This is a genomic window from Elioraea rosea (assembly GCF_007644105.1).
Taxonomy (GTDB): domain Bacteria; phylum Pseudomonadota; class Alphaproteobacteria; order Acetobacterales; family Acetobacteraceae; genus Elioraea_A; species Elioraea_A rosea.
Window position 1 is genome coordinate 1 of the sequence record NZ_VFAC01000017.1, and the last position, 19,126, is coordinate 19,126.

Sequence of the window (19,126 nt, forward strand, 5' to 3'; positions counted from 1 at the left end):
CGCCTCGCTCGCCGCGCGGTTCGGCGAGGCGATGCCGCGCCGCCTCGCCCGCCTCCTCGGCCGCGAGGACCGGCGCATCACGCCGCACCGCCCGCTTCCCGCCTGCCTCGTCGAGCACCCCTTCGCCGAGCCGATCGCGCGCCTGCAGGACGTGGAGGCGAGCCTCCAGCGCCTGGTCGCGCGCGTCGCGGTGCTGCTCGAGGAGCGCGGCCAGGGCGGCCGGGTGTTCGAGGCGAGCCTGTTCCGGACCGACGGCGCGGTGCGGCGCCTCGCGGTGACGACCGCCCGCTCCTCGCGGAACCCCGCGGCGCTGTGGCGCCTGTTCCGCGAGGCGATCGAGGCGCTTGCCGAACCGATCGACCCGGGCTTCGGCTTCGACCTGATCCGCCTCTCCGTTCCGCGCACGGAAGACCTTGCCCCCGCCCAGCCCGGCCTCGACGGCCGCGCGGTGGAGGAGGACGAGGTGACAGACCTGCTCGACAGGCTGGTCGCGCGGCTCGGATCGCGGCGCGTGCTGCGCTTCGTCGCCGCCGACACGCATGACCCCGTGCGCGGCGCCCGCCTCGCCCCGGCAACGGAAGCGCCCGAGCCCGCCGCCGCCTGGCAGGTTCCCGACCCGGGCGAGCCCCCCTTGCGGCCGCTGCGCCTGTTCCACCCGCCGCAGCCGATCGAGACGCTCGCGGAGGTGCCCGACGGCCCGCCGATCCGCTTCCGCTGGCGCCGCGTCGTGCATGACGTGACGCGGGCCGAGGGGCCGGAGCGCATCGCCGCGGAATGGTGGCGCGACGGGCCGGGCACGACGCGCGACTACTACAGGGTGGAGGACCGCAAGGGACGGCGCTTCTGGCTGTTCCGCGCCGGGTTGCACGAGGACGAGGCGGAAGCGCCGCGCTGGTACCTGCACGGCCTCTTCGCATGAGCCGGCTTTGCATGAAACCTGGCCCGCCCTATGCCGAGCTCGTCGCGGCGACGAACTTCTCCTTCCTGCGCGGGGCTGCGCATCCGCAGGACATGGTGCTGCGCGCGCTCCTGCTCGGCATGAGCGGCCTCGGCATCGCCGACCGCAACACCGTCGCCGGCGTGGTGCGCGCCCACAGCGCGCTCGAGGACCTGAGGGAGGACGGCACGCCGCCGCCCGAGCGGCTGCGCGAAGGCTCAGGCCCCGGCGAAGTCGCATTCGTCGCCCACCCGCTCGCCGCGTCGCTGCCCATCACGCGCACGGCGCTGAAGGAACGGGCGCGCACGTTCCGCCTCGCCGTCGGCGCGCGCCTCGCCTTCGCCGACGGCACGCCCGACATCGTCGCCTACCCGTCCGACCGGGCGGCCTGGGGGCGACTCTGCCGCCTGCTCAGCCTCGGCAACAGGCGGGCGAGGAAGGGCGACTGCATCCTCCATCTCGAGGACCTGCTCGCCTCTGCAGAGGGGCTTCTGCTGATCGTCGTGCCGCCGCGCAGGCTCGAGGCGCTCGGAACCGTGCTCGGCCGGCTCGGCGAGGCGGCACCCGGCGCGGTCTGGCTGGGTGCTGCGATGCACCGGCGCGGCGATGACCGCCGCCGCCTCGCACGGCTGAAGGCGGCTGCCGGCGCGGCGGGCGTGCCGCTCCTGGCAACGAACGACGCGCTCTACGACGAGCCCGAGGCGCGCGACCTGCAGGACGTGCTCAGCTGCATCCGCGAGCGCGTGACGATCGACCGCGCGGGGCGGCTCCTCGAAGCGAATGCCGAGCGTCACCTGAAGCCGCCGGCGGAGATGGCGCGGCTGTTCCGCGACGCGCCGGAGGCGATCGCCGAGACGGAGGCGTTGCTGTCCCGCATCGGCTTCTCGCTCTCAGAACTCCGCTACGATTACCCGGACGAGCCCGTGCCGCCTGGCTGGGACGCCGATGACTGGCTCGCCGAGGTCACCTGGCGGTCTGCCGCGATGCGCTACCCGCAGGGCATTCCTGAGAAGGTGGAGAGGCAGCTCGGCGAGGAACTCGCGCTCATTCGCAAGCTCGACTACGCACGCTACTTCCTCACCATCCTCGACATCGTCCGCGTCGCCGAGGACAAGGGCATCCTTTGCCAGGGCCGCGGCTCGGCCGCCAATTCGGCTGTGTGTTACGTGCTCGGCATCACCGCCGTCGACCCCGCCGAGAATGACCTCCTCTTCGCCCGCTTCATCTCGGAGGAGCGCCGCGAGCCGCCCGACATCGACGTCGATTTCGAGCATGAGCGGCGCGAGGAGATCATCCAGCACATCTACGCGAAATACGGCCGCGCGCGCGCGGGCATCGCCGCGACGGTGATCTCCTACCGCCCGCGCAGCGCGATGCGCGAGGTGGGCAAGGCGCTGGGCCTGACGGAGGACGTCACCGCGCGCCTCGCCTCGACGCAGTGGGGAAGCTGGGGAAGCGACATCCAGGACGCGCATGTGCGCGACGCAGGGCTCGACCCCGCGAACCCGCTGATCCGCCGGGCGCTCGGCCTCGCACGCAGGCTGCTCGGCTTTCCGCGGCACCTCTCCCAGCATGTCGGCGGCTTCGTCCTCGCGCGGGGGCGGCTCGACGAGCTCGTGCCGGTGGGCAATGCCGCGATGGCCGACCGCACCTTCATCGAGTGGGACAAGGACGACATCGACGCGCTCGGGCTGATGAAAGTCGACGTTCTCGCGCTCGGCATGCTCACCTGCATCCGCAAGAGCTTCGACCTGATGCGGGCGCATGGGCTCGGCGACCTCGCGCTGCACGAGGTGCCCCGCGAGGACCCGGCCGTCTACGACATGCTGTGCCGGGCGGACTCGCTCGGCGTGTTCCAGGTGGAGAGCCGCGCGCAGATGAACATGCTGCCGCGGCTGAAGCCCCGCGAGCTCTACGACCTCGTCATCCAGGTCGCGATCGTCCGGCCAGGCCCCATCCAGGGCGACATGGTGCATCCCTACCTGAAGCGTCGCGCGGGGCTCGAGGAGGTGAGCTTCCCCTCGCCCGCGCCGGAGCATGGGCCGCCGGACGAGCTCCTGCAGGTGCTGCACAAGACCAAGGGCGTGCCGCTGTTCCAGGAGCAGGCGATGAAGCTCGCCATGGTCGCTGCCAGGTTCACCGACACGGAGGCGAACCAGCTCCGCAAGGCGATGGCGACGTTCCGACATGTCGGCACGATCGGGCGGTTCGAGGCGATGATGGTCGAGCGCATGGTGGCGCGTGGCTATGAGCGCGGCTTCGCCGAACGCTGCTTCGAGCAGATCAAGGGCTTCGGTTCCTACGGGTTTCCCGAGAGCCACGCCGCCTCCTTCGCCAAGCTCGTCTACATCTCCTCCTGGATCAAATGCCACCACCCGGCGGTGTTCGCCTGCGCGCTGCTCAATTCGCAGCCGATGGGCTTCTACGCGCCGGCGCAGATCGTGCGCGATGCGCGCGAGCACGGCGTCGCGGTGCGCGGGGTCGACGTGAACCGCAGCCTGCATGACTGCACGCTCGAGCGGGGCGATGACGGCGCGCTCGCGCTGCGGCTCGGCTTCCGGCTGATCGACGGCATCGGCGAGGAGGCGGGCGGGGCGATCGTCTCGGCACGCCGGGCGGACTATGACAGCGTCGAGGCCCTGGCGCGGAGGACGCGGCTTCCCGCACGCACGCTGCGGCGGCTTGCCGATGCCGATGCGATGCGCTCGCTCGGGCTCGGGCGGCGCGAGGCGCTCTGGGCCGTCCGCCGCCTGCCGGACGATGCGCCCCTGCCGCTCTTCGCCGCGGCCGAGGCGCGCGAGCTCGGCGAGGAGCCGGCGGCGGAGCTGCCCGAGATGCTGCTCGGCGAGCACGTCGCGGCCGACTACCAGACGACGCGGCTGTCGCTGAAGGGCCACCCGATGCAGATCCTCCGCCCACACTTCCGGGCAGAGCGCGTGCTCACCTGCGCCGAGACCTCCGCGCGCGCGAACGGGGCGACGGCGCGCACGGCAGGCGTGGTGCTCGTGCGCCAGAGGCCGGGCAAGGGCAACGCGATCTTCATCACCCTCGAGGACGAGACGGGGGTGACCAACGTCGTTCTCTGGGCAAGGCTGTTCGAGCGCTATCGCCGCGCGGTGATGGCCGCGCGGCTCCTCCTCGTGGAAGGCGAGGTGCAGAAGAGCCCCGAGGGGGTGGTGCACCTGATGGCCGCGCGCGTGACCGACCGGACGGAGATGCTCGGGCGCCTGTCGGAGACGCACGAGACGGCGGTGGAGCTTTCCCGCGCGGACGAGTTCCTTCACCCGCAGCATCCGCGCGGGCAATCGTCACACCCACGCAACGTCCGCATCCTGCCCCGGTCGCGCGATTTTCACTGATGGCCCGGGCCCTGGCCAGGGCCGCTCCCCGCCCCCATCTGCCTGCGAGAAAAGAAGCAGGCACGAGGTGCGGGATGGGACTGCTTGTCGATGGCCGCTGGAGCGAGCGGAATGCGTTGCCGGATGCGAAGGAGGGGCGCTTCGTGCGCGCCAAGTCCGCCTTCCGAAACTGGATCACGCCCGACGGCGCGCCGGGCCCGACCGGAGAGGGCGGATTCCGCGCCGAGCCGGGCCGATACCACCTCTACGTCGCCTATGCCTGCCCCTGGGCGCACAGGACGCTGATCTACCGCGCCATAAAGGGGCTCGAGGGGGCGATCAGCGTCTCCGTCGTCCACTGGCTTATGGCGGAGAATGGCTGGACCTTCGATGACGGCCCCGGCGTCGTGCCCGACACGGTGAACGGCGCGCGTGCGCTCCACGAGGTCTACACGAAGGCCGACCCGAACTACACCGGCCGCGCCACCGTGCCGGTGCTGTGGGACAAGGCGCGCGGCACGATCGTCTCCAACGAATCCTCCGAGATCATCCGCATGCTGAACTCCGCCTTCGACGGATGCGGCGCGCAGCCGGGCGACTACTACCCGGAGCCGTTGCGCGAGGAGATCGATGCGCTGAACGCGCGCATCTACGAGACGGTGAACAACGGCGTCTACAAGGCCGGATTCGCCACGACGCAGGCGGCCTACGACGAGGCGATCGCGCCTCTGTTCGCAACGCTCGACTGGCTCGACGACCGGCTCGCGACACGGCGATACCTGACAGGCGACACGATCACGGAAGCAGACTGGCGGCTTTTGCCGACGCTGCTTCGCTTCGATGCCGTCTATGTCGGCCACTTCAAGTGCAACCTCCGCCGCATCGCGGACTATCCGCATCTGTCAGCCTATGTGCGCGACCTCTACGCGCAGCCTGGCATCGCCGGCACGGTCAACCTCGAGCACGTGAAGCGGCACTATTACGAGAGCCATCGAAGCATCAACCCGACAGGCATCGTGCCGGCCGGCCCCACGATCGACTTCACCACCCCGCACGGGCGGGTGCGGCTCGGCGCCCGGGCCTAGGCCTTGAGCGTGGCCGCATACCGGCCGGGGTCGAAGCCGACGAGAATGGCATCGCCCATCGTCAGCACAGGCCGCCTGATCGCGGAAGGCTGCGCGAGCATCAGAGCGATGGCGCGCGGCTCATCGAGCCCCTCCCGGTCAGCCTCGGGAAGCTTGCGGAACGTCGTGCCCGCGCGGTTCAGCAGCGCCTCCCAGCCGACCTTCCGTGCCCAGGCCGTGAGCGTCGCGCGGTCGATCCCCGCGCTCTTGTAGTCATGGAAGGCGTACTCGATGCCCTGCGCGTCGAGCCAGGCGCGCGCCTTCTTCATCGTGTCGCAATTCCTGATGCCGTGGACGACGATACCGGTGGCCATGCCTGATCACGCTCCTGCGAAAGGTGGCGGCGAAGGCTCCGCGCAACGTGATGCACGGCGCGGCCTACGCCTTTGCCACGATGCCGCCGACCGAGACCGGAGCTCAACCCCGCATGCCGTCACGACGCCTGTTCTCCGCCGCCGTTCTCGCCGCGATGGCGGTGCCGCCTGCGCGCCAGGCCTCGGCCGCGCCTGCCGATGACCTCCGCCGCGCAGTCGAAGGCCAGGGCCGCCTCCACACGCTTCTGGTCCAGCGCGAAGACGAGCTGCTGGTCGCGGCCTCGCCGCGCGGCCCGGGCCCCGACCGGCCGGCCAACATCAAGTCCTGCTCGAAGAGCATCCTCGCCCTCCTGCTCGGCACCGCCGTCGAGCGCGGCGAGATCGCAAGCGTCGGCGCGCGTCTCGGGGACGTCGCGCCGCGGCTCATCCCGCCAGGCGCCCCGGCGGGCGTCGCCGACATCACGATCGAGGACCTGGTGACGATGCGCGCCGGCCTCGAAGGCACGTCCGGGCGGAACTACGGAGCATGGGTGAGCGCGCCGAACTGGGTTGCCTATGCGCTCACCCGCCCGATGATCGACCGGCCGGGAGCCCGGATGATCTATTCCACGGGAACGACGCATGTGCTCGGCGCTGCGCTGGCGCGGGCGACGGGGGCGAGCCTGCTCACGCTCGCGCGGCACAGGCTCGGCGATCCGCTCGGCTTCGAGGTTCCAGCCTGGACGCGCGACCCGCAGGGTTTCTTTCTCGGCGGCAACGAGATGGCGCTGACGCCGCGCGCGATGCTGCGCGTCGCGGTGATGATGCGTGACGGCGGGCGCTACGAGGGAACGCAGGTGATCGCGCCTGCGTGGATGCGCGCCTCGCTCGAGCCGCGCACGCGCTCGCCCTTCTCCGGGCTCGACTACGGCTATGGGTGGTTCCTCAGCCCCTCGGGCTACATCATCGCGCGCGGCTGGGGCGGGCAGGTGATCGCGGCGAACCCCGAGCGTCGGCTTGCGGTGGCCATCACCTCCGACATGTCAGGCCCCGCCCGCTCGGCCGGCTATTTCGGCGAGCTGATGGACCTCCTCGACGGGCCGATCCTGGCGCTGGCGTGAACCTCAACTCCTGATAAACGCCAGGAGATCTCCGTTCACAAGATCGGGGTGGGTCGTGCAGACGCCATGCGACAAGCCCTCGTAGACCTTGAGCGTTCCTCTGGGCAGCAGCTTCGCGGAAAGCGGCGCGGAATCGGCGAAGGGCACGATCTGGTCGTCATCGCCGTGAAGCACGAGGACCGGGATGTCGATCCGCTTCAGGTCGTCGGTGAAGTCCGTCTCCGAGAACGCCTTGATGCAGTCGTACTGGGGCTTGATCCCGCCCATCATCCCTTGGCGCCACCAGTTGTCGATGATGCCCTGCGATGGCTGCGCCCCCGGCCTGTTGAAGCCGTAGAACGGTCCTGACGGGACATCGACGTAGAACTGCGCGCGATTGGCCGCGACGGCAGCGCGGAAGGTATCGAAGGTCTCGATAGGGATGCCGCCCGGATTGGCCTCCGACTTCACCATGATGGGCGGCACCGCACCGATGAGTACAGCCTTCGCGGCGCGAGACGTCCCGTGTCGCCCGAAATACCGGGCCACCTCGCCGCCTCCGGTGGAATGGCCGACATGCACGGCGTTTCGGAGATCGAGCGATGCCGCGAGCTCCGCGATGTCGTCGGCATAGGTGTCCATCTCGTTGCCGTGCGCGGTCTGGGTGGAGCGCCCATGGCCGCGGCGATCATGGGCGATGACGCGGAACCCCTTATGCAGGAAGAAGAGCATCTGGGCGTCCCAGTCATCGGCGCTGAGCGGCCATCCATGGTGGAAGACCACCGGCTGCGCGTCCTTCGCGCCCCAGTCCTTGTAGTAGATCGACGTGCCGTCCTTGGTCGTGATCGCAGGCATGGCATTTGCTCGCTTGTGGCTTGGGGGGAGACGACGGGAAGGGATCGGGAGCGACCGGCGCTGCCGGACCGGCGTTCAGGATTTCGCATCCGCCTCGAGGAAGCGGACGACCTCGTCGCCAAAGGTCGTGGGGTACTGGAACATGAAGGCGTGGCCGGAATCGGGGTAGATGACCAGGCGTGCGTTCGGCAGTGCCTGCGCGAGCGCATAGGACTGGAACGTGGGGATCATCACATCGTCATTGCCGTTCGCGACAAGCACGGGCTGCGTGATCGCGCCGACGCGAGTGAGCAGGGATGTCTCCGGTGTTCCGACATCGCTGCCTGCCGACAGCATCGCCTTCCAAGCCGCTTCGCTCACCTCCGCAGCGAATGCATCGGCGCGTTGCTGCAGGCGTGCGAGGTGCGCGCGCCCCGCGGCTTGGCTCGTCGGCGTGTCCTTGAAGAACAGGTACAGGAAGTCCGCATCGGAATTGAATGGCTTGGTGGCGATCTCGATCGCCTTCCTCTGCAGCGGGGCGCCTTGGACATGGCCCGCGCCGCTGCCGACGATCACCAGGCGGCGGACAAGAGCTGGATGCCGCAGAGTGAGTTCCTGCGAGACGAGCCCGCCGAACGAGAAGCCAAGCAGGTCGACCTGGTCGTGGCCGAGCGCGCGGATGAACGTCGCCGCGCTGTCGGCCCATCCCGACAGTCGCAACGATGCCTCGCCGGAGGACCGGGCTACGCCCGCATTGTCGAAGATGACGACATGCCGCTTGTCAGCGATACGGTCGAGGAAGGCAGGATCCCAATGATCCAGGCTGCCGCGGAAGCGGTTCACCATGACAAGAGGCACTCCGCGCTCGGCACCCAGGGACCGATAGGCGTAGCGGACGCCACCGGCCTCCACGCCCCTGGTCGGTGCGAGGGCGCACCGGTACGGTGATGAGCTGGCGCGGGCGCCCGCCGGATCGGAGCGGGGCGCGTATGCTGGCTGAGCGGAGCATTCCACGGTGGCACCAACCTCCAATCCTACCGCATCCGCGCCCGCCCCACTGCGGCTCGCGGATCTCCAAGCCTCGAACGGCGCACGGTTCGTTGCCGCTGGGCGCCCGCAGTGCTATTGATTACATTCATAATAATTACGGTCAACGGACGTTCCGATGAAGGTTAGTCGTGAGCAATCGGCCGAGAACAGGCGGGCCCTGGTTCTCGCCGCGCGGCGGCTCTTCCGCCAGCACGGTTTCGCGAGCGTGACCGTGAGCGACATCGCGCGCGATGCGGGGCTCACCCATGGCGCGTTTTACAGCCACTTCGAAACGAAACGTCAGATCGAGGCGGAAGCCATAGCCTCGATGATCGCGAAGGCGGCCGAGGACTGGCGCGCCGTCGTCGCCGCGAACCCGAAGACGCCGCTCCCGGCGATCATCGACGGCTACCTTGCCTTCGATCACACGAGCGAAGGCGATGTCGGCTGCGCCTTCGCCGCGTTGGGATCCGACCTCGCGCGCGCCGAGGACGACGTCCGCGTTGCGGCCGCGACGGCCCTGCCGCTGCAGCTCGAACTGCTCGAGAGTCTGTTCCCCGACGAGCTACCCGGCGTGAGGCGAAGCCGCGCGTTGGCCGTCTATGCCGGCCTTGTCGGGGCAGCGACTCTGGCAAAGGCGATTGCCGACAAGGACCTCGTCGAGGACCTGATCGCTGCTACGGCGAAACATCTGCTCGGCGCCTAGGTCGGCCCTCCCCTCACTCCCACTCGATCGTGCCGGGGGGCTTGGAGGTGATGTCGTAGGTCACGCGGTTGATGCCGCGCACCTCGTTCACGATGCGGTTCGCCACACGCATCAGGAACGCCATGTCGAACGGATAGACATCCGCCGTCATGCCGTCGGTGCTCGTCACCGCGCGCAGCGCGCAGGCCTGGTCGTAGGTCCGGCCATCGCCCATCACGCCGACGGTGCGCACGGGCAGAAGCACGGCGAAAGCCTGCCAGATCGCGTCGTAGAGACCGGCTGCGCGGATCTCCTCGAGGAAGATCGCATCCGCCTTCTGCAGGAGTCTCACCTTCTCCGCCGTCACCTCGCCGGGGATGCGGATGGCAAGGCCCGGCCCCGGGAACGGGTGGCGGCCGACGATCGCGTCAGGGATTCCGAGCTCGCGGCCGAGCGCGCGCACCTCGTCCTTGAACAGCTCGCGCAGGGGCTCGACGAGGCCCATGCGCATCCGTTGCGGCAACCCACCGACATTGTGGTGGCTCTTGATCGTCACGCTCGGCCCACCCGTGAAGCTCACGCTCTCGATCACGTCGGGGTAGAGCGTGCCCTGCGCGAGGAAATCGGCGCCGCCGATCTTCGCCGCCTCCTCCTCGAACACCTCGACGAAGAGGCGCCCGATCGTCTTCCGCTTCGCCTCAGGGTCGGTCACGCCGGCGAGCTGGCCGAGAAAGAGATCGGAGGCGTCGCGGTGGACGAGCCTGATGTTGAACCGGTCACGGAACGTCTCGGCCACCTGCTCGGCCTCGCCCGCGCGCAGCAGACCATGGTCGACGAAGATGCAGGTGAGCTGGTCGCCGATCGCCTCGTGGATCAGCACTGCGGCGACGGAGGAATCGACGCCGCCGGAGAGCCCACAGATCACGCGGCCTTCGCCCACCTGGCGGCGGATCTTCTCGATCTCGGCCTGGCGGAACCCGGCCATCGTCCAGTCGCCGGTGCAGCCGGCGATGCCATGGGTGAAGTTGCGCAGGAGCTGCGCACCATGCGGCGTGTGCACCACCTCGGGGTGGAACTGGACTCCGTAGAAGCGACGCGTGTCGTCGGCGGTCACGGCATAGGGCGCGCCCTCGCTGACGCCGACCGTACGGAAGCCTGGCGCGAGCCGCGTCACCCTGTCGCCGTGGCTCATCCATACCTGCTCGCGCGCGCCCTTGGCCCATACCCCCTGGGTCAGCGCGCATTCGTCGGTCACGTCGACGAAGGCGCGGCCGAACTCCCGATGGTCGGAGCCCTGCACCTCTCCGCCGAGCTGGGCCATCATCGTCTGCTGGCCGTAGCAGATGCCGAGCACCGGCACGTCGAGCTCGAAGGCGATGGCCGGCGCGCGGGGGGAAGTTCCCTCGGTCACCGAGGCCGGACCGCCCGAGAGGATGATCGCCCGGGGGGCGAAATCGGCGATGCGCTGGGGGTCTGCGGAGAAGGGCCAGATCTCGCAGTAGACACCGCTCTCGCGCACGCGGCGGGCGATGAGCTGGGTGACCTGGCTGCCGAAGTCGAGGATGAGGATTCGGTCCGTCATGGCGGACTGATACAGAAACGCGCGGAAAAGGGAAGGCGCACCGCGGCGGGTGAGGGTCGCGCTACTGGTCGGCCGTCGGCGCGGTGGCGGCGAGCAGCACGGTGATGGGCTCCCACAGAAGGCCGAGTTGGATGACGGGCTCGCCGGCGAAGCGGATGGTCTGCTCGGCCACGGGCCGGCCGCCGAGATGCTGGTAGAACCAGCGCGAGGGGTTGTCCTTCAGCACCCAGAGCATGACCGAGCGGCAGCCGATCGCGTTGAGGTGGGCAGCGAGCGCCCGCATGAGACGCCGGCCGACGCCACGCTCCCGCCAGTCCTCGAGGAGGTATAGCGTCTCGATCTCGCCTGCCTCGCGCACGCCAGAGCGCGCGCGCCCGCCGGAGGCGAAGCCCACCACCCGGGGCGCGCCGGTCTCGCCATCGGGCGAATCCGGGCCGGTGGCGACGGCGACGAACACCGCATGGCCCGCGACGGGATAGGCGAGCAGCCGTCGCCACTGCGCGGCGTGGCGGGAGGACGACATCTCGGCCAGGTAGCGCTCGGGCAGAATTCCCGCGTAGCTCGACTGCCACACCGCCACATGCGCCTCGCCGATCGCATCAGCGTCGCCCGGGCGCGCGCGGCGGATCGCGATCACGCGGCACCACCATCGGCGGGCGGAGGCGCGCCGCTGCTGCGGCGCAGCACGGCAGCGAAGAAGCCATCGGTTCCGTGGCGGGCGGGCGTCAGCGACAGGAAGTTGCCATCGCAGGGCGGAACGCCGTCAGCGACCGTTTTCCAGGCCTCCTCCAACGGCACGACGCCGAAGCCTCCGTTGCGCCCGCAGAACGCCATCACCTGCGCCTCATTCTCCTCCGACAGTAAAGAACAGGTAGCATAGACCAGCAACCCGCCCGGTTTCACCAACCGTGATGCGCGATCGATGATCGCGGCCTGCTTCGCCACGAGTTCCGAGAGATCCTCCTCGCGTAACCTCGTTCGCGCGTCGGGGTTGCGACGCCACGTTCCGGTTCCGGTGCAGGGCGCATCGACGAGCACACGATCGAACGCCTCGGCGGATCGTTTCGTCCATCGCTCGCCCGGCCCGAGCAGGCGACGCTCGACGTTGCCAACGCCCGCGCGGCGCAACCGTTTCACGGCAGCATCGAGACGCTGCGCGCTGACATCGCAGGCGACAAGCCGGCCACGGTTTCCCATCGTCGCCGCGAGCGCGAGCGTCTTGCCCGCAGCACCGGCGCAATAATCGACGACGCGCATGCCAGGCCGCGCATCGACGAGAAGCGCGATGAGCTGGCTTCCCTCGTCCTGGATCTCCACGATGCCGTCGCGGAACGCAGCCGTCGCGGTGACAGGCCTGCGGCCCTCGAGCCTGAGCCCCCAGGGCGAGAAGCGCGTCGGCTCGGCCTCGATGCCTTCCGCGGCAAGGGCGGCGCGGGCCTCCTCGCGCGTGGACTTGAGAAGGTTGGCGCGAAGATCGGTCGGCGCCGGGGCGTCCATCGCCGCCATCTCGGCTTCGAGCGCCGCGCCGAAGCGCGCCTCGAGGCGCGGCAGAAGCCAGGACGGAACCCCGAAGCGCACCTCCGCCGGCATCGCAGCGTCGCGCCCGAGCTCTGCCAACGCGTGCAGCGCCCGCCGCTCTGCGTCGGCGAGCGGCGAGGGCCCGTGCTGCGCCCCGGAGAAGAGGCCGGCGATGGCGTCCGCGCCCGTGCCTTCGGCAACGAGCTGGGCGAGCATCAGGGTGCGCGACGTGATCGGTGCGCGGACGCGCTTGAGCGCCCAGGCGAGCCTCGCCTCGTTGCGCAGCATCGCCCAATGCCGGTCTGCGATCGCACGCCGATCGCCACCGCCGATGTAGCGGCGCGCCCGGAAATAGGAGTTGGCGACGGAATCGGCTGGCGCGCGCGGCGCCGCGGCCGTCGCCTCGAGCAGGTCGATCCCCGCCTGGACGCGGGCAGGCGGCGTCACGTCGCCTCCGGCCCGCCGCCAAGGACAAGGCTTGGGATGGCGGAGAGATCGTCCATCACCGTGGCGACCGAGGAGAGCGCGAACTCGGTCGGCTGGTTGATCCGGTTCACCCAGACGGTGCGGAACCCGTAGGCCCAGGCGGCCTGCGCGTCCCAGGCATTGGAGGAGACGAACATCATCTCCGAGGCGTGGCAGTGGAACGCATCCTCGGCCATGCGGTAGACGCGCGGGTCGGGCTTGAACACCCGCACGGCATCGACGGACAGCACCTCGTTCAGGAGATGGCCGAGCCGCGCGGACTTCACGGCGGCGTCGAGCATGGCGCGGCTGCCGTTCGAGAGGATCGCTGTGGCGATGTCGTTCTCGCGCAGGCGCTGCAGCATCTCCGGCACTTCGTCGAACGGCGGCAGCGCCCGATAGGCGTCCATCAGCGCCTCGACGAGCGCGCCATCCGCGCCGCCATCCCAGTTCAGCGCGGTGAGAAGCGCATCGCGCGTGATCGCCTCGAAGTCGCGCCAGTGCTCGGGGCCGGTCAGCGAGCACACCCAGGAATACTCGAGCTGCTTCTGCCGCCAGAGCGCGCTCGCCCTCTCCCAGCCCGCGCCGAGCTTCCGTGCGTGCCCCGCCATCGCGGCGTGGACGTCGAACAGCGTGCCGTAGGCGTCGAAGACGACGACGCGCGGCGGGGTGGTCACGGCATGCCGATCACTGTTCGAGCCGGTAGTTCGGTGCCTCGCGCGTAATGGCCACGTCATGCACGTGGCTCTCGCGCAGGCCCGCGCCGGTGATGCGGCGGAAGCGCGTGTTCGCCTGCATGTCCGGCACGGTCGCGGCCCCGACATAGCCCATGCCGGCGCGAAGCCCGCCGACGAGCTGATGCAGGACGGCGCCGACCGGTCCCTTGTAGGCAACGCGCCCCTCGATGCCCTCGGGAACCAGCTTGTCGGCCTCGCCGACGTCCTGCTGGAAGTAGCGGTCGGCGCTGCCCTTCCGCATCGCGCCGATCGAGCCCATGCCGCGATAGGATTTGAAGGAGCGGCCCTGGTAGAGGAACACCTCGCCCGGGCTCTCGTCGGTGCCGGCGAAGAGGCTGCCGATCATCACCGCATCGGCACCCGCAGCGATCGCCTTGGCCACGTCGCCCGAGGTGCGCACGCCGCCATCGGCGATCGCCGGCACGCCCCGCGCGCGGCATTCGGCGGCCGTCTCGAGCACCGCGGTGAACTGCGGCACGCCGACGCCGGCGACCACGCGCGTGGTGCAGATGCTGCCTGGCCCGATGCCGATCTTCACCGCATCCGCGCCCGCCTCGATCAGCGCCGCAGCCGCTTCGGGCGTGGCGACATTGCCCGCGATCACGTCGATCGAGTTCGAGAGCTGCTTGATGCGCTCGACCGCTTTCAGGACGCCCCCCGAATGCCCATGCGCGGTGTCGACCACGATCACGTCCGCCTCGGCGGCGACCAGGAGCTCGGCGCGGCGAAGCCCGTCCTCGCCCACGCCCGTGGCAGCGGCGACGCGAAGCCTGCCCATCTCGTCCTTACAGGCGGTGGGATAGGCCGTCGCCTTGTCCATGTCCTTGACGGTGATGAGGCCGACGCAGCGATAAGCGTCATCGACGACGAGAAGCTTCTCGATGCGGTGCTTGTGCAGAAGCCGCCGCGCCTCCTCCGCCGCCACGTGCTCGCGCACCGTGACGAGGTTCTCGCGCGTCATCAGCTCGTAGACCTTCTGCGCAGGGTCCTGCGCGAAGCGGACGTCGCGGTTGGTCAGGATGCCGACGAGCCGGCCGGTGCCACGCTCGACCACGGGAATGCCGCTGATGCGGTGCGTCGCCATCAGGGCGTGCACGTCTGCCAGCGTCTGGTCGGGGTGGATGGTGACGGGGTTCACCACCATGCCGCTCTCGAACTTCTTGACGCGGCGGACCTGCGCGGCCTGCTCCTCAGGCTCGAGGTTCTTGTGGATCACCCCGATGCCGCCAGCCTGGGCCATGGCGATCGCCATCTGCGATTCCGTCACCGTGTCCATCGCGGCGGAAAGAAGTGGGATGGTAAGCCCGATGCGCCGCGTCAGCCGTGTGGCGACCGAAACCTGGCTCGGCAGGACCTGCGAGTAGGCCGGGACGAGCAGGATGTCGTCGAAGGCGAGCGCCTCCTCGATCCGGCCGCGGCCAGGGTCGGGCACCGGGCCGGGCGTGCGCGCGGTCGCGCCGGTGCCCGGCAGGGCCGGGGGCGTCGTGTCGGGTCCAGGAGAGTCGGGGGCCATGGTGGGAGCCTTTCGTCCGCAACCTTGGCGGCGTCTCGTAACCCGCGCGCGCCTCTGCCGCAAGCGCCGTGCCGCGTCGGTCACACCCACGTCATGCCGCGGCGGCGCGGGCCAGCCATGCGCCGCTTCAGCCCGGGGCCGGCCGGAACCCCTGCGCCACCACGTAGGTCTCGGCGCTGTCCTTGCGCGAGGCCGGCGGCTTGGCGTGCCGCACCTGGGCGAAGTGCTTCTTCAGCATCACGAGCATCTCCCGCTCGGTACCGCCCTGGAGCACCTTGCAGACGAAGGCGCCGCCCGGGGCGAGCGTGCTCAGCGCCACGTCGGCGGCGACCTCGGCGAGTGCCATGATGCGGAGATGGTCGGTCGCGGCATGGCCGACCGTGTTCGGCGCCATGTCCGAGAGAACCACATCGGCCTTGCCGCCGAGCGCGGCGATGGCGGCATCGGCCACCGCGGGGTCGGTCAGGTCGCCCTGCATCATGGTTGCGCCGGCAACAGGCTCGGCGGGCAGGATGTCGACGCCGACGACGCGGCCGCCCTCCCCCGTCCGGGCGACGGCCACCTGCGTCCAGCCACCCGGCGCCGCGCCGAGGTCGAGAACGCGCGCGCCCTTCTTCAGGAGGCCGAACCGGTCATCGAGTTCGACGAGCTTGAAGGCGGCGCGCGAGCGATACCCTTGGGCCTTGGCCGCCGCGACGTAGGGGTCGTTCAGCTGCCGCTGCAGCCAGCGCGTGCTCGAAGGGTCCCGCTTGCGCGCGGAACGGACGGTGACGCTGAGCTGCCGCCCGCCACCGGGCGGGCCCCCTTGCTTGCGCGCCATCGCTCAGGCGTTCGGGCGGAGCGCGAAGCCGCGCTGGCCGTAGGCCCGGGCGAAACTGGGCCTGCGCCGCGCCTCCCCCCTGTCAGACCGCATGAGCCGGAGCAGGATGCCCTCGCGCAGGCCCCTGTCGGCCACCACGATGGAGTCCACCGGCCAGAGACGCCGGATCGCCGAGAAGACAGCGCAGCCGGGCAGAACGAAGTCGACGCGCTGGGGGCCGATGCACGGGTGCTGGACGAGCCCCTCGCGGCCCATCGCCCGGATGCGCCCGAGCGCCATGTCGGCCCGCTCGCCGGCGAGAATCTGCCCGTCGATCATCGCGCGGCTGTAGCGCTCGAGGCCGAGCGAGACGCCCGCGAGGGTCGTTACCGTCCCGGAGGTGCCGACGAGCCGCACCGCGCCGCGGGCCACCTCGGCAGAGATGCAGTGCACGGCATCGAACGGAAGCAGGGCCGCCATCGCCTCCATGGTCATCGCCTGGAAGCCTTCGGCGGTGAAGGCCGCAGGCCCCCAGCGTTCCGACAGGGTGACGACGCCGAGCGGGATGGAGGCATAGCCGATGAGGGCGATGTCGCCTTCGGGGCTGATGCGAAGCCAGGCAAGCTCGGTCGACCCGCCTCCGATGTCGAAGAGCAGGGCCCGCTGCTCCGGCCCCGCGATAAGCGCGGCACAGCTCTCGACGGCAAGCTCGGCCTCCTCGCGCGGGCCGATCACCTCGAAGGCAAGCCCCGTCGCCTCCTGCACGCGGGCGAGGAAGCCCGGGCCGTTCACCGCACGCCGGCACGCCTCGGTGGCGACCGCCCGGAGGCGGCGCACCGGCCGGCGCTCGAGCTTGTCGGCGCAGATGGAAAGGGCGGCGACCGCCCTGTCCATCGCCTCGGCCGAGAGGGCACCGGTGGTCGCGAGCCCCTCGCCGAGCCTGACGATGCGCGAGAAGCTGTCGAGCACCCGGAACCCGTGCGGGGTGGGCGCTGCGACAAGAAGGCGGCAATTGTTGGTGCCGAGATCGAGCGCCCCGTAAAGCGGGGGGCCATGATGGTCCGCGAGCAGCGCGCTATGGGGCGCATGGGGCGGCATGGGGCGGTCAGGCACCTTCTGTGACCGGCCCATGATCAGGCCGTTGCGCACTGCTCTGCAAGGCCTGTCGGTGACCGAGGCGGCTGGGGCGCCGACCCGGCGGTTGCCCCCCGCCCCCGCCCTGTGCTATCGGCCGCGCCTCCGGCAGGTGGTTCGCGAGGGCCACGCGCGGGATTGGGGGATAGTTTAGCGGTAGAACTCCCGGCTCTGAACCGGGCAGCCTTGGTTCGAATCCAGGTCCCCCAGCCACCGCCAGTGCCGGACATAGCCGGGAACACGCGCCGCCAAGTGCCATTTCCGGCCCAGATCTGCCATGCTCGTTCCCGTGTCGTGCCGGCAGATCGGGGGGCGTGATGGTGGAGGGTGGCAGCATGGAAACGCCATCCGGCGCGCGCAGCGTGCGGGACCGTGCACGGTCGGAGCTGCGAAGCTACCTCCTCCTGTCGGCCTACCTGTTCATCTGCTTCGTCTCGATTCTCGGCTATCGCGCCGCCGTGCTCGCCGAGCACGGCCTGCATTTCGCCCCGCTCGGCATCGCCGCGGTCAAGGCGCTCGTGCTCGCCAAGTTCATCCTGCTCGGCCACATGCTTCGCCTCGGTGCGACCCCGCGAACGTGGCCGCTCGCGATCATCGTGCTCTACCGCTCGGGCCTGTTCCTGCTGCTTCTGCTCGCCCTCAGCGTCGTCGAGGAGGTGATCCGCGGCGCCTTGGACGGCCTCGGCCCGGCCATGGCGCTGCGCGAGGCCACCACCAACCGGGGGTGGGAACTCGCCGCGACCGTCATTCTTCTCTGGCTGATCCTGCTTCCCTATTTCGGCATCAGCGGGATCCGCGAACGCCTCGGCGAGCCAGGCTGGCGGCGACTCGTCGCCGCCGACCATCCGGGCCCGCCCGCCTGAGCCGCCTCAGGGGGTGATCGCGACCTTGAACACCCCGTCGCGCTGGTTGGCGAAGAGCTCGTAAGCCTCCTCGATTTGGTCGAGCCCGTACCGATGGGTGACCATCGCGCCGAGATCGACGCGGCCCGAGGCGATCACGGACATCAGCCGCCGCATCCTCTCCTTGCCGCCCGGGCAGAGGCTGGTCACGATCCGGTGGTCGCCGAGGCCGGCGGCGAAGGCATCGAGCGGGATGCGCAGGTCCGACGAGTAGACGCCGAGGCTCGACAGCGTGCCGCCGGGGCGAAGGACGCGAAGGCAGGCCTCGAAGGTCGCCTGGGTGCCGAGCGCCTCGATCGCGACATCGACGCCGCGCCCGTCCGTCAGCTCCATGATCGCCTTCACTGGGTCGGCCTTCGAGAAATCGACCACCTGGTCGGCCCCGAGCTTCCGGGCCATGGCCAGCCGCTCGGGAAGGCGGTCCACCGCGATGATGGTCGTCGCGCCGAGCAGCTTGGCTCCTGCCGTTGCGCAGAGGCCGATGGGGCCTTGGGCGAACACCGCAACCGTATCGCCGATGCCGATGCCGCCGCTCTCGGCGCCGGCGAAGCCGGTCGACATGATGTCGGGGCACATCAGAACCTGCTCGTCGGTGAGCTGGTCGGGAACCGGGGCGAGGTTGCCCGCGGCATCGGGCACCAGCACGTACTCGGCCTGGCAACCATCGATCGTGTTGCCGAAGCGCCACCCGCCCATCGGCTTCCAGCCATGCCGCGTGCCCGCGCCATCCTGGGCGCAGCGGCCGCACTGGCAGGCATTCGAGGTGAAGCCCGGCGTGATCGCGCCGGCGATCACGCGCTCGCCCTCGCGGTAGCCCTTCACGGCCGAGCCGAGCTTCTCGATCACGCCGACCGGCTCGTGGCCGATCGTCAGCCCCTTCTCCACCGGATACTCGCCCTTGAGGATGTGCACATCGGTGCCGCAGATCGTGGTCGTCGTGATGCGGATCAGCGCATCGAGCGGGCCGACATCGGGAATCGGTTTCTCATCGAGAACGATACGGCCCTTCTCGGCGAAGATCGCGGCCTTCATCTTCGGCATGGGTGTCTCCTCCCGGCTTTGCAGCGTGAGGCCGGTATCGCATGCCAGCCGACAGGGTTTCTTGATCGAGGGCAAATCGACCGCCCAGGCAACGA

The 19,126-nt window shown here is 70.1% G+C and carries 16 protein-coding genes, 1 tRNA gene and 1 pseudogene; 7 read left to right on the forward strand and 11 right to left on the reverse strand.

Annotated features, from left to right (window positions below; all coding sequences use genetic code 11):
* The 3 genes and pseudogenes from FIF60_RS21590 to FIF60_RS11865 form a co-directional block, all read left to right on the forward strand.
* A pseudogene (locus FIF60_RS21590) lies at window positions 1-919 on the forward strand (hypothetical protein); the annotation flags it as partial.
* 11 nt (window positions 920-930) lie between these two features.
* The gene (locus FIF60_RS11860) at window positions 931-4,296 is read left to right on the forward strand and encodes an error-prone DNA polymerase (RefSeq protein WP_204251176.1); all 3,366 of its coding nucleotides are present in this window, start codon (window positions 931-933) and stop codon (window positions 4,294-4,296) included.
* 74 nt (window positions 4,297-4,370) lie between these two features.
* Window positions 4,371-5,360 carry a glutathione S-transferase family protein gene (locus FIF60_RS11865; protein WP_144186301.1) on the forward strand — a complete coding sequence of 330 codons (990 nt, stop codon included), beginning with the start codon at window positions 4,371-4,373 and terminating at the stop codon, window positions 5,358-5,360.
* Here the strand turns inward: FIF60_RS11865 and FIF60_RS11870 are convergent.
* The gene (locus FIF60_RS11870) at window positions 5,357-5,713 is read right to left on the reverse strand and encodes an ArsC family reductase (RefSeq protein WP_144186302.1); all 357 of its coding nucleotides are present in this window, start codon (window positions 5,711-5,713) and stop codon (window positions 5,357-5,359) included. The genes FIF60_RS11865 and FIF60_RS11870 overlap by 4 nt on opposite strands.
* A 113-nt stretch (window positions 5,714-5,826) precedes the next feature.
* Between FIF60_RS11870 and FIF60_RS11875 the strand changes: the two genes are divergently transcribed.
* Complete coding sequence (locus tag FIF60_RS11875) at window positions 5,827-6,813, forward strand: serine hydrolase domain-containing protein (protein WP_144186303.1); 987 nt, start codon at window positions 5,827-5,829, stop codon at window positions 6,811-6,813.
* Between the two features lie 3 nt (window positions 6,814-6,816).
* Here the strand turns inward: FIF60_RS11875 and FIF60_RS11880 are convergent, their stop codons facing one another.
* The gene (locus tag FIF60_RS11880) at window positions 6,817-7,647 is read right to left on the reverse strand and encodes an alpha/beta fold hydrolase (RefSeq protein WP_144186304.1); all 831 of its coding nucleotides are present in this window, start codon (window positions 7,645-7,647) and stop codon (window positions 6,817-6,819) included.
* Window positions 7,648-7,722: 75 nt separating this feature from the next.
* Entirely contained in the window at window positions 7,723-8,472 is a 750-nt protein-coding gene (locus FIF60_RS11885; RefSeq protein ID WP_144186305.1) for an alpha/beta fold hydrolase, read from the reverse strand.
* Window positions 8,473-8,791: 319 nt separating this feature from the next.
* On the opposite strand from FIF60_RS11885, the gene FIF60_RS11890 reads away from it, so the two are divergent.
* Entirely contained in the window at window positions 8,792-9,361 is a 570-nt protein-coding gene (locus tag FIF60_RS11890; protein WP_144186306.1) for a TetR/AcrR family transcriptional regulator, read from the forward strand.
* A 13-nt stretch (window positions 9,362-9,374) separates the two neighbouring features.
* Here FIF60_RS11890 and guaA read toward each other — a convergent pair whose 3' ends face one another.
* The 7 genes from guaA to FIF60_RS11925 all read right to left on the reverse strand — a co-directional run bounded on the left by guaA (window position 9,375) and on the right by FIF60_RS11925 (window position 17,052).
* Window positions 9,375-10,922 (reverse strand): glutamine-hydrolyzing GMP synthase, encoded by a 1,548-nt coding sequence (guaA, locus tag FIF60_RS11895; protein WP_144186307.1) that lies wholly within the window; start codon window positions 10,920-10,922, stop codon window positions 9,375-9,377.
* Between the two features lie 61 nt (window positions 10,923-10,983).
* Window positions 10,984-11,559: a GNAT family N-acetyltransferase gene (locus FIF60_RS11900; protein ID WP_144186308.1), complete on the reverse strand. Its 576-nt coding sequence runs from the start codon at window positions 11,557-11,559 to the stop codon at window positions 10,984-10,986.
* On the reverse strand, window positions 11,556-12,887 hold the full coding sequence (locus FIF60_RS11905; RefSeq protein ID WP_144186309.1) for an RsmB/NOP family class I SAM-dependent RNA methyltransferase: 1,332 nt from the start codon (window positions 12,885-12,887) through the stop codon (window positions 11,556-11,558). The genes FIF60_RS11900 and FIF60_RS11905 overlap by 4 nt, the downstream gene beginning before the upstream one ends.
* Window positions 12,884-13,582 carry a haloacid dehalogenase type II gene (locus FIF60_RS11910; protein WP_204251177.1) on the reverse strand — a complete coding sequence of 233 codons (699 nt, stop codon included), beginning with the start codon at window positions 13,580-13,582 and terminating at the stop codon, window positions 12,884-12,886. The genes FIF60_RS11905 and FIF60_RS11910 overlap by 4 nt, the downstream gene beginning before the upstream one ends.
* Window positions 13,583-13,592: 10 nt before the next feature.
* Complete coding sequence (gene guaB, locus FIF60_RS11915; RefSeq protein ID WP_144186311.1) at window positions 13,593-15,155, reverse strand: IMP dehydrogenase; 1,563 nt, start codon at window positions 15,153-15,155, stop codon at window positions 13,593-13,595.
* A 127-nt stretch (window positions 15,156-15,282) separates the two neighbouring features.
* Entirely contained in the window at window positions 15,283-15,975 is a 693-nt protein-coding gene (locus tag FIF60_RS11920) for an RlmE family RNA methyltransferase (RefSeq protein ID WP_144186312.1), read from the reverse strand.
* 3 nt (window positions 15,976-15,978) lie between these two features.
* The gene (locus tag FIF60_RS11925) at window positions 15,979-17,052 is read right to left on the reverse strand and encodes a Ppx/GppA phosphatase family protein (RefSeq protein WP_144186313.1); all 1,074 of its coding nucleotides are present in this window, start codon (window positions 17,050-17,052) and stop codon (window positions 15,979-15,981) included.
* Window positions 17,053-17,227: 175 nt separating this feature from the next.
* Between FIF60_RS11925 and FIF60_RS11930 the strand changes: the two genes are divergently transcribed.
* Window positions 17,228-17,301, forward strand: a tRNA-Gln gene (locus tag FIF60_RS11930).
* Window positions 17,302-17,423: 122 nt separating this feature from the next.
* The gene (locus FIF60_RS11935; protein ID WP_144186314.1) at window positions 17,424-17,951 is read left to right on the forward strand and encodes a hypothetical protein; all 528 of its coding nucleotides are present in this window, start codon (window positions 17,424-17,426) and stop codon (window positions 17,949-17,951) included.
* Window positions 17,952-17,957: 6 nt separating this feature from the next.
* Here the strand turns inward: FIF60_RS11935 and FIF60_RS11940 are convergent, their stop codons facing one another.
* Window positions 17,958-19,031 carry an NAD(P)-dependent alcohol dehydrogenase gene (locus FIF60_RS11940; RefSeq protein WP_144186315.1) on the reverse strand — a complete coding sequence of 358 codons (1,074 nt, stop codon included), beginning with the start codon at window positions 19,029-19,031 and terminating at the stop codon, window positions 17,958-17,960.
* Window positions 19,032-19,126 lie beyond the last annotated feature (95 nt).

Coding starts and splice junctions, on each gene's coding strand:
- FIF60_RS11890 (WP_144186306.1), top strand. CDS start 8,792: ATGAAGGTTAGTCGTGAGCAATCGGCCGAGAACAGGCGGGCCCTGGTT.
- FIF60_RS11935 (WP_144186314.1), top strand. CDS start 17,424: ATGGAAACGCCATCCGGCGCGCGCAGCGTGCGGGACCGTGCACGGTCG.
- FIF60_RS11860 (WP_204251176.1), top strand. CDS start 931: ATGAAACCTGGCCCGCCCTATGCCGAGCTCGTCGCGGCGACGAACTTC.
- FIF60_RS11870 (WP_144186302.1), bottom strand. CDS start 5,713: ATGGCCACCGGTATCGTCGTCCACGGCATCAGGAATTGCGACACGATG.
- FIF60_RS11925 (WP_144186313.1), bottom strand. CDS start 17,052: ATGCCGCCCCATGCGCCCCATAGCGCGCTGCTCGCGGACCATCATGGC.
- FIF60_RS11880 (WP_144186304.1), bottom strand. CDS start 7,647: ATGCCTGCGATCACGACCAAGGACGGCACGTCGATCTACTACAAGGAC.
- FIF60_RS11865 (WP_144186301.1), top strand. CDS start 4,371: ATGGGACTGCTTGTCGATGGCCGCTGGAGCGAGCGGAATGCGTTGCCG.
- FIF60_RS11885 (WP_144186305.1), bottom strand. CDS start 8,472: ATGGTGAACCGCTTCCGCGGCAGCCTGGATCATTGGGATCCTGCCTTC.
- FIF60_RS11875 (WP_144186303.1), top strand. CDS start 5,827: ATGCCGTCACGACGCCTGTTCTCCGCCGCCGTTCTCGCCGCGATGGCG.
- guaA (WP_144186307.1), bottom strand. CDS start 10,922: ATGACGGACCGAATCCTCATCCTCGACTTCGGCAGCCAGGTCACCCAG.
- FIF60_RS11940 (WP_144186315.1), bottom strand. CDS start 19,031: ATGCCGAAGATGAAGGCCGCGATCTTCGCCGAGAAGGGCCGTATCGTT.
- FIF60_RS11920 (WP_144186312.1), bottom strand. CDS start 15,975: ATGGCGCGCAAGCAAGGGGGCCCGCCCGGTGGCGGGCGGCAGCTCAGC.
- guaB (WP_144186311.1), bottom strand. CDS start 15,155: ATGGCCCCCGACTCTCCTGGACCCGACACGACGCCCCCGGCCCTGCCG.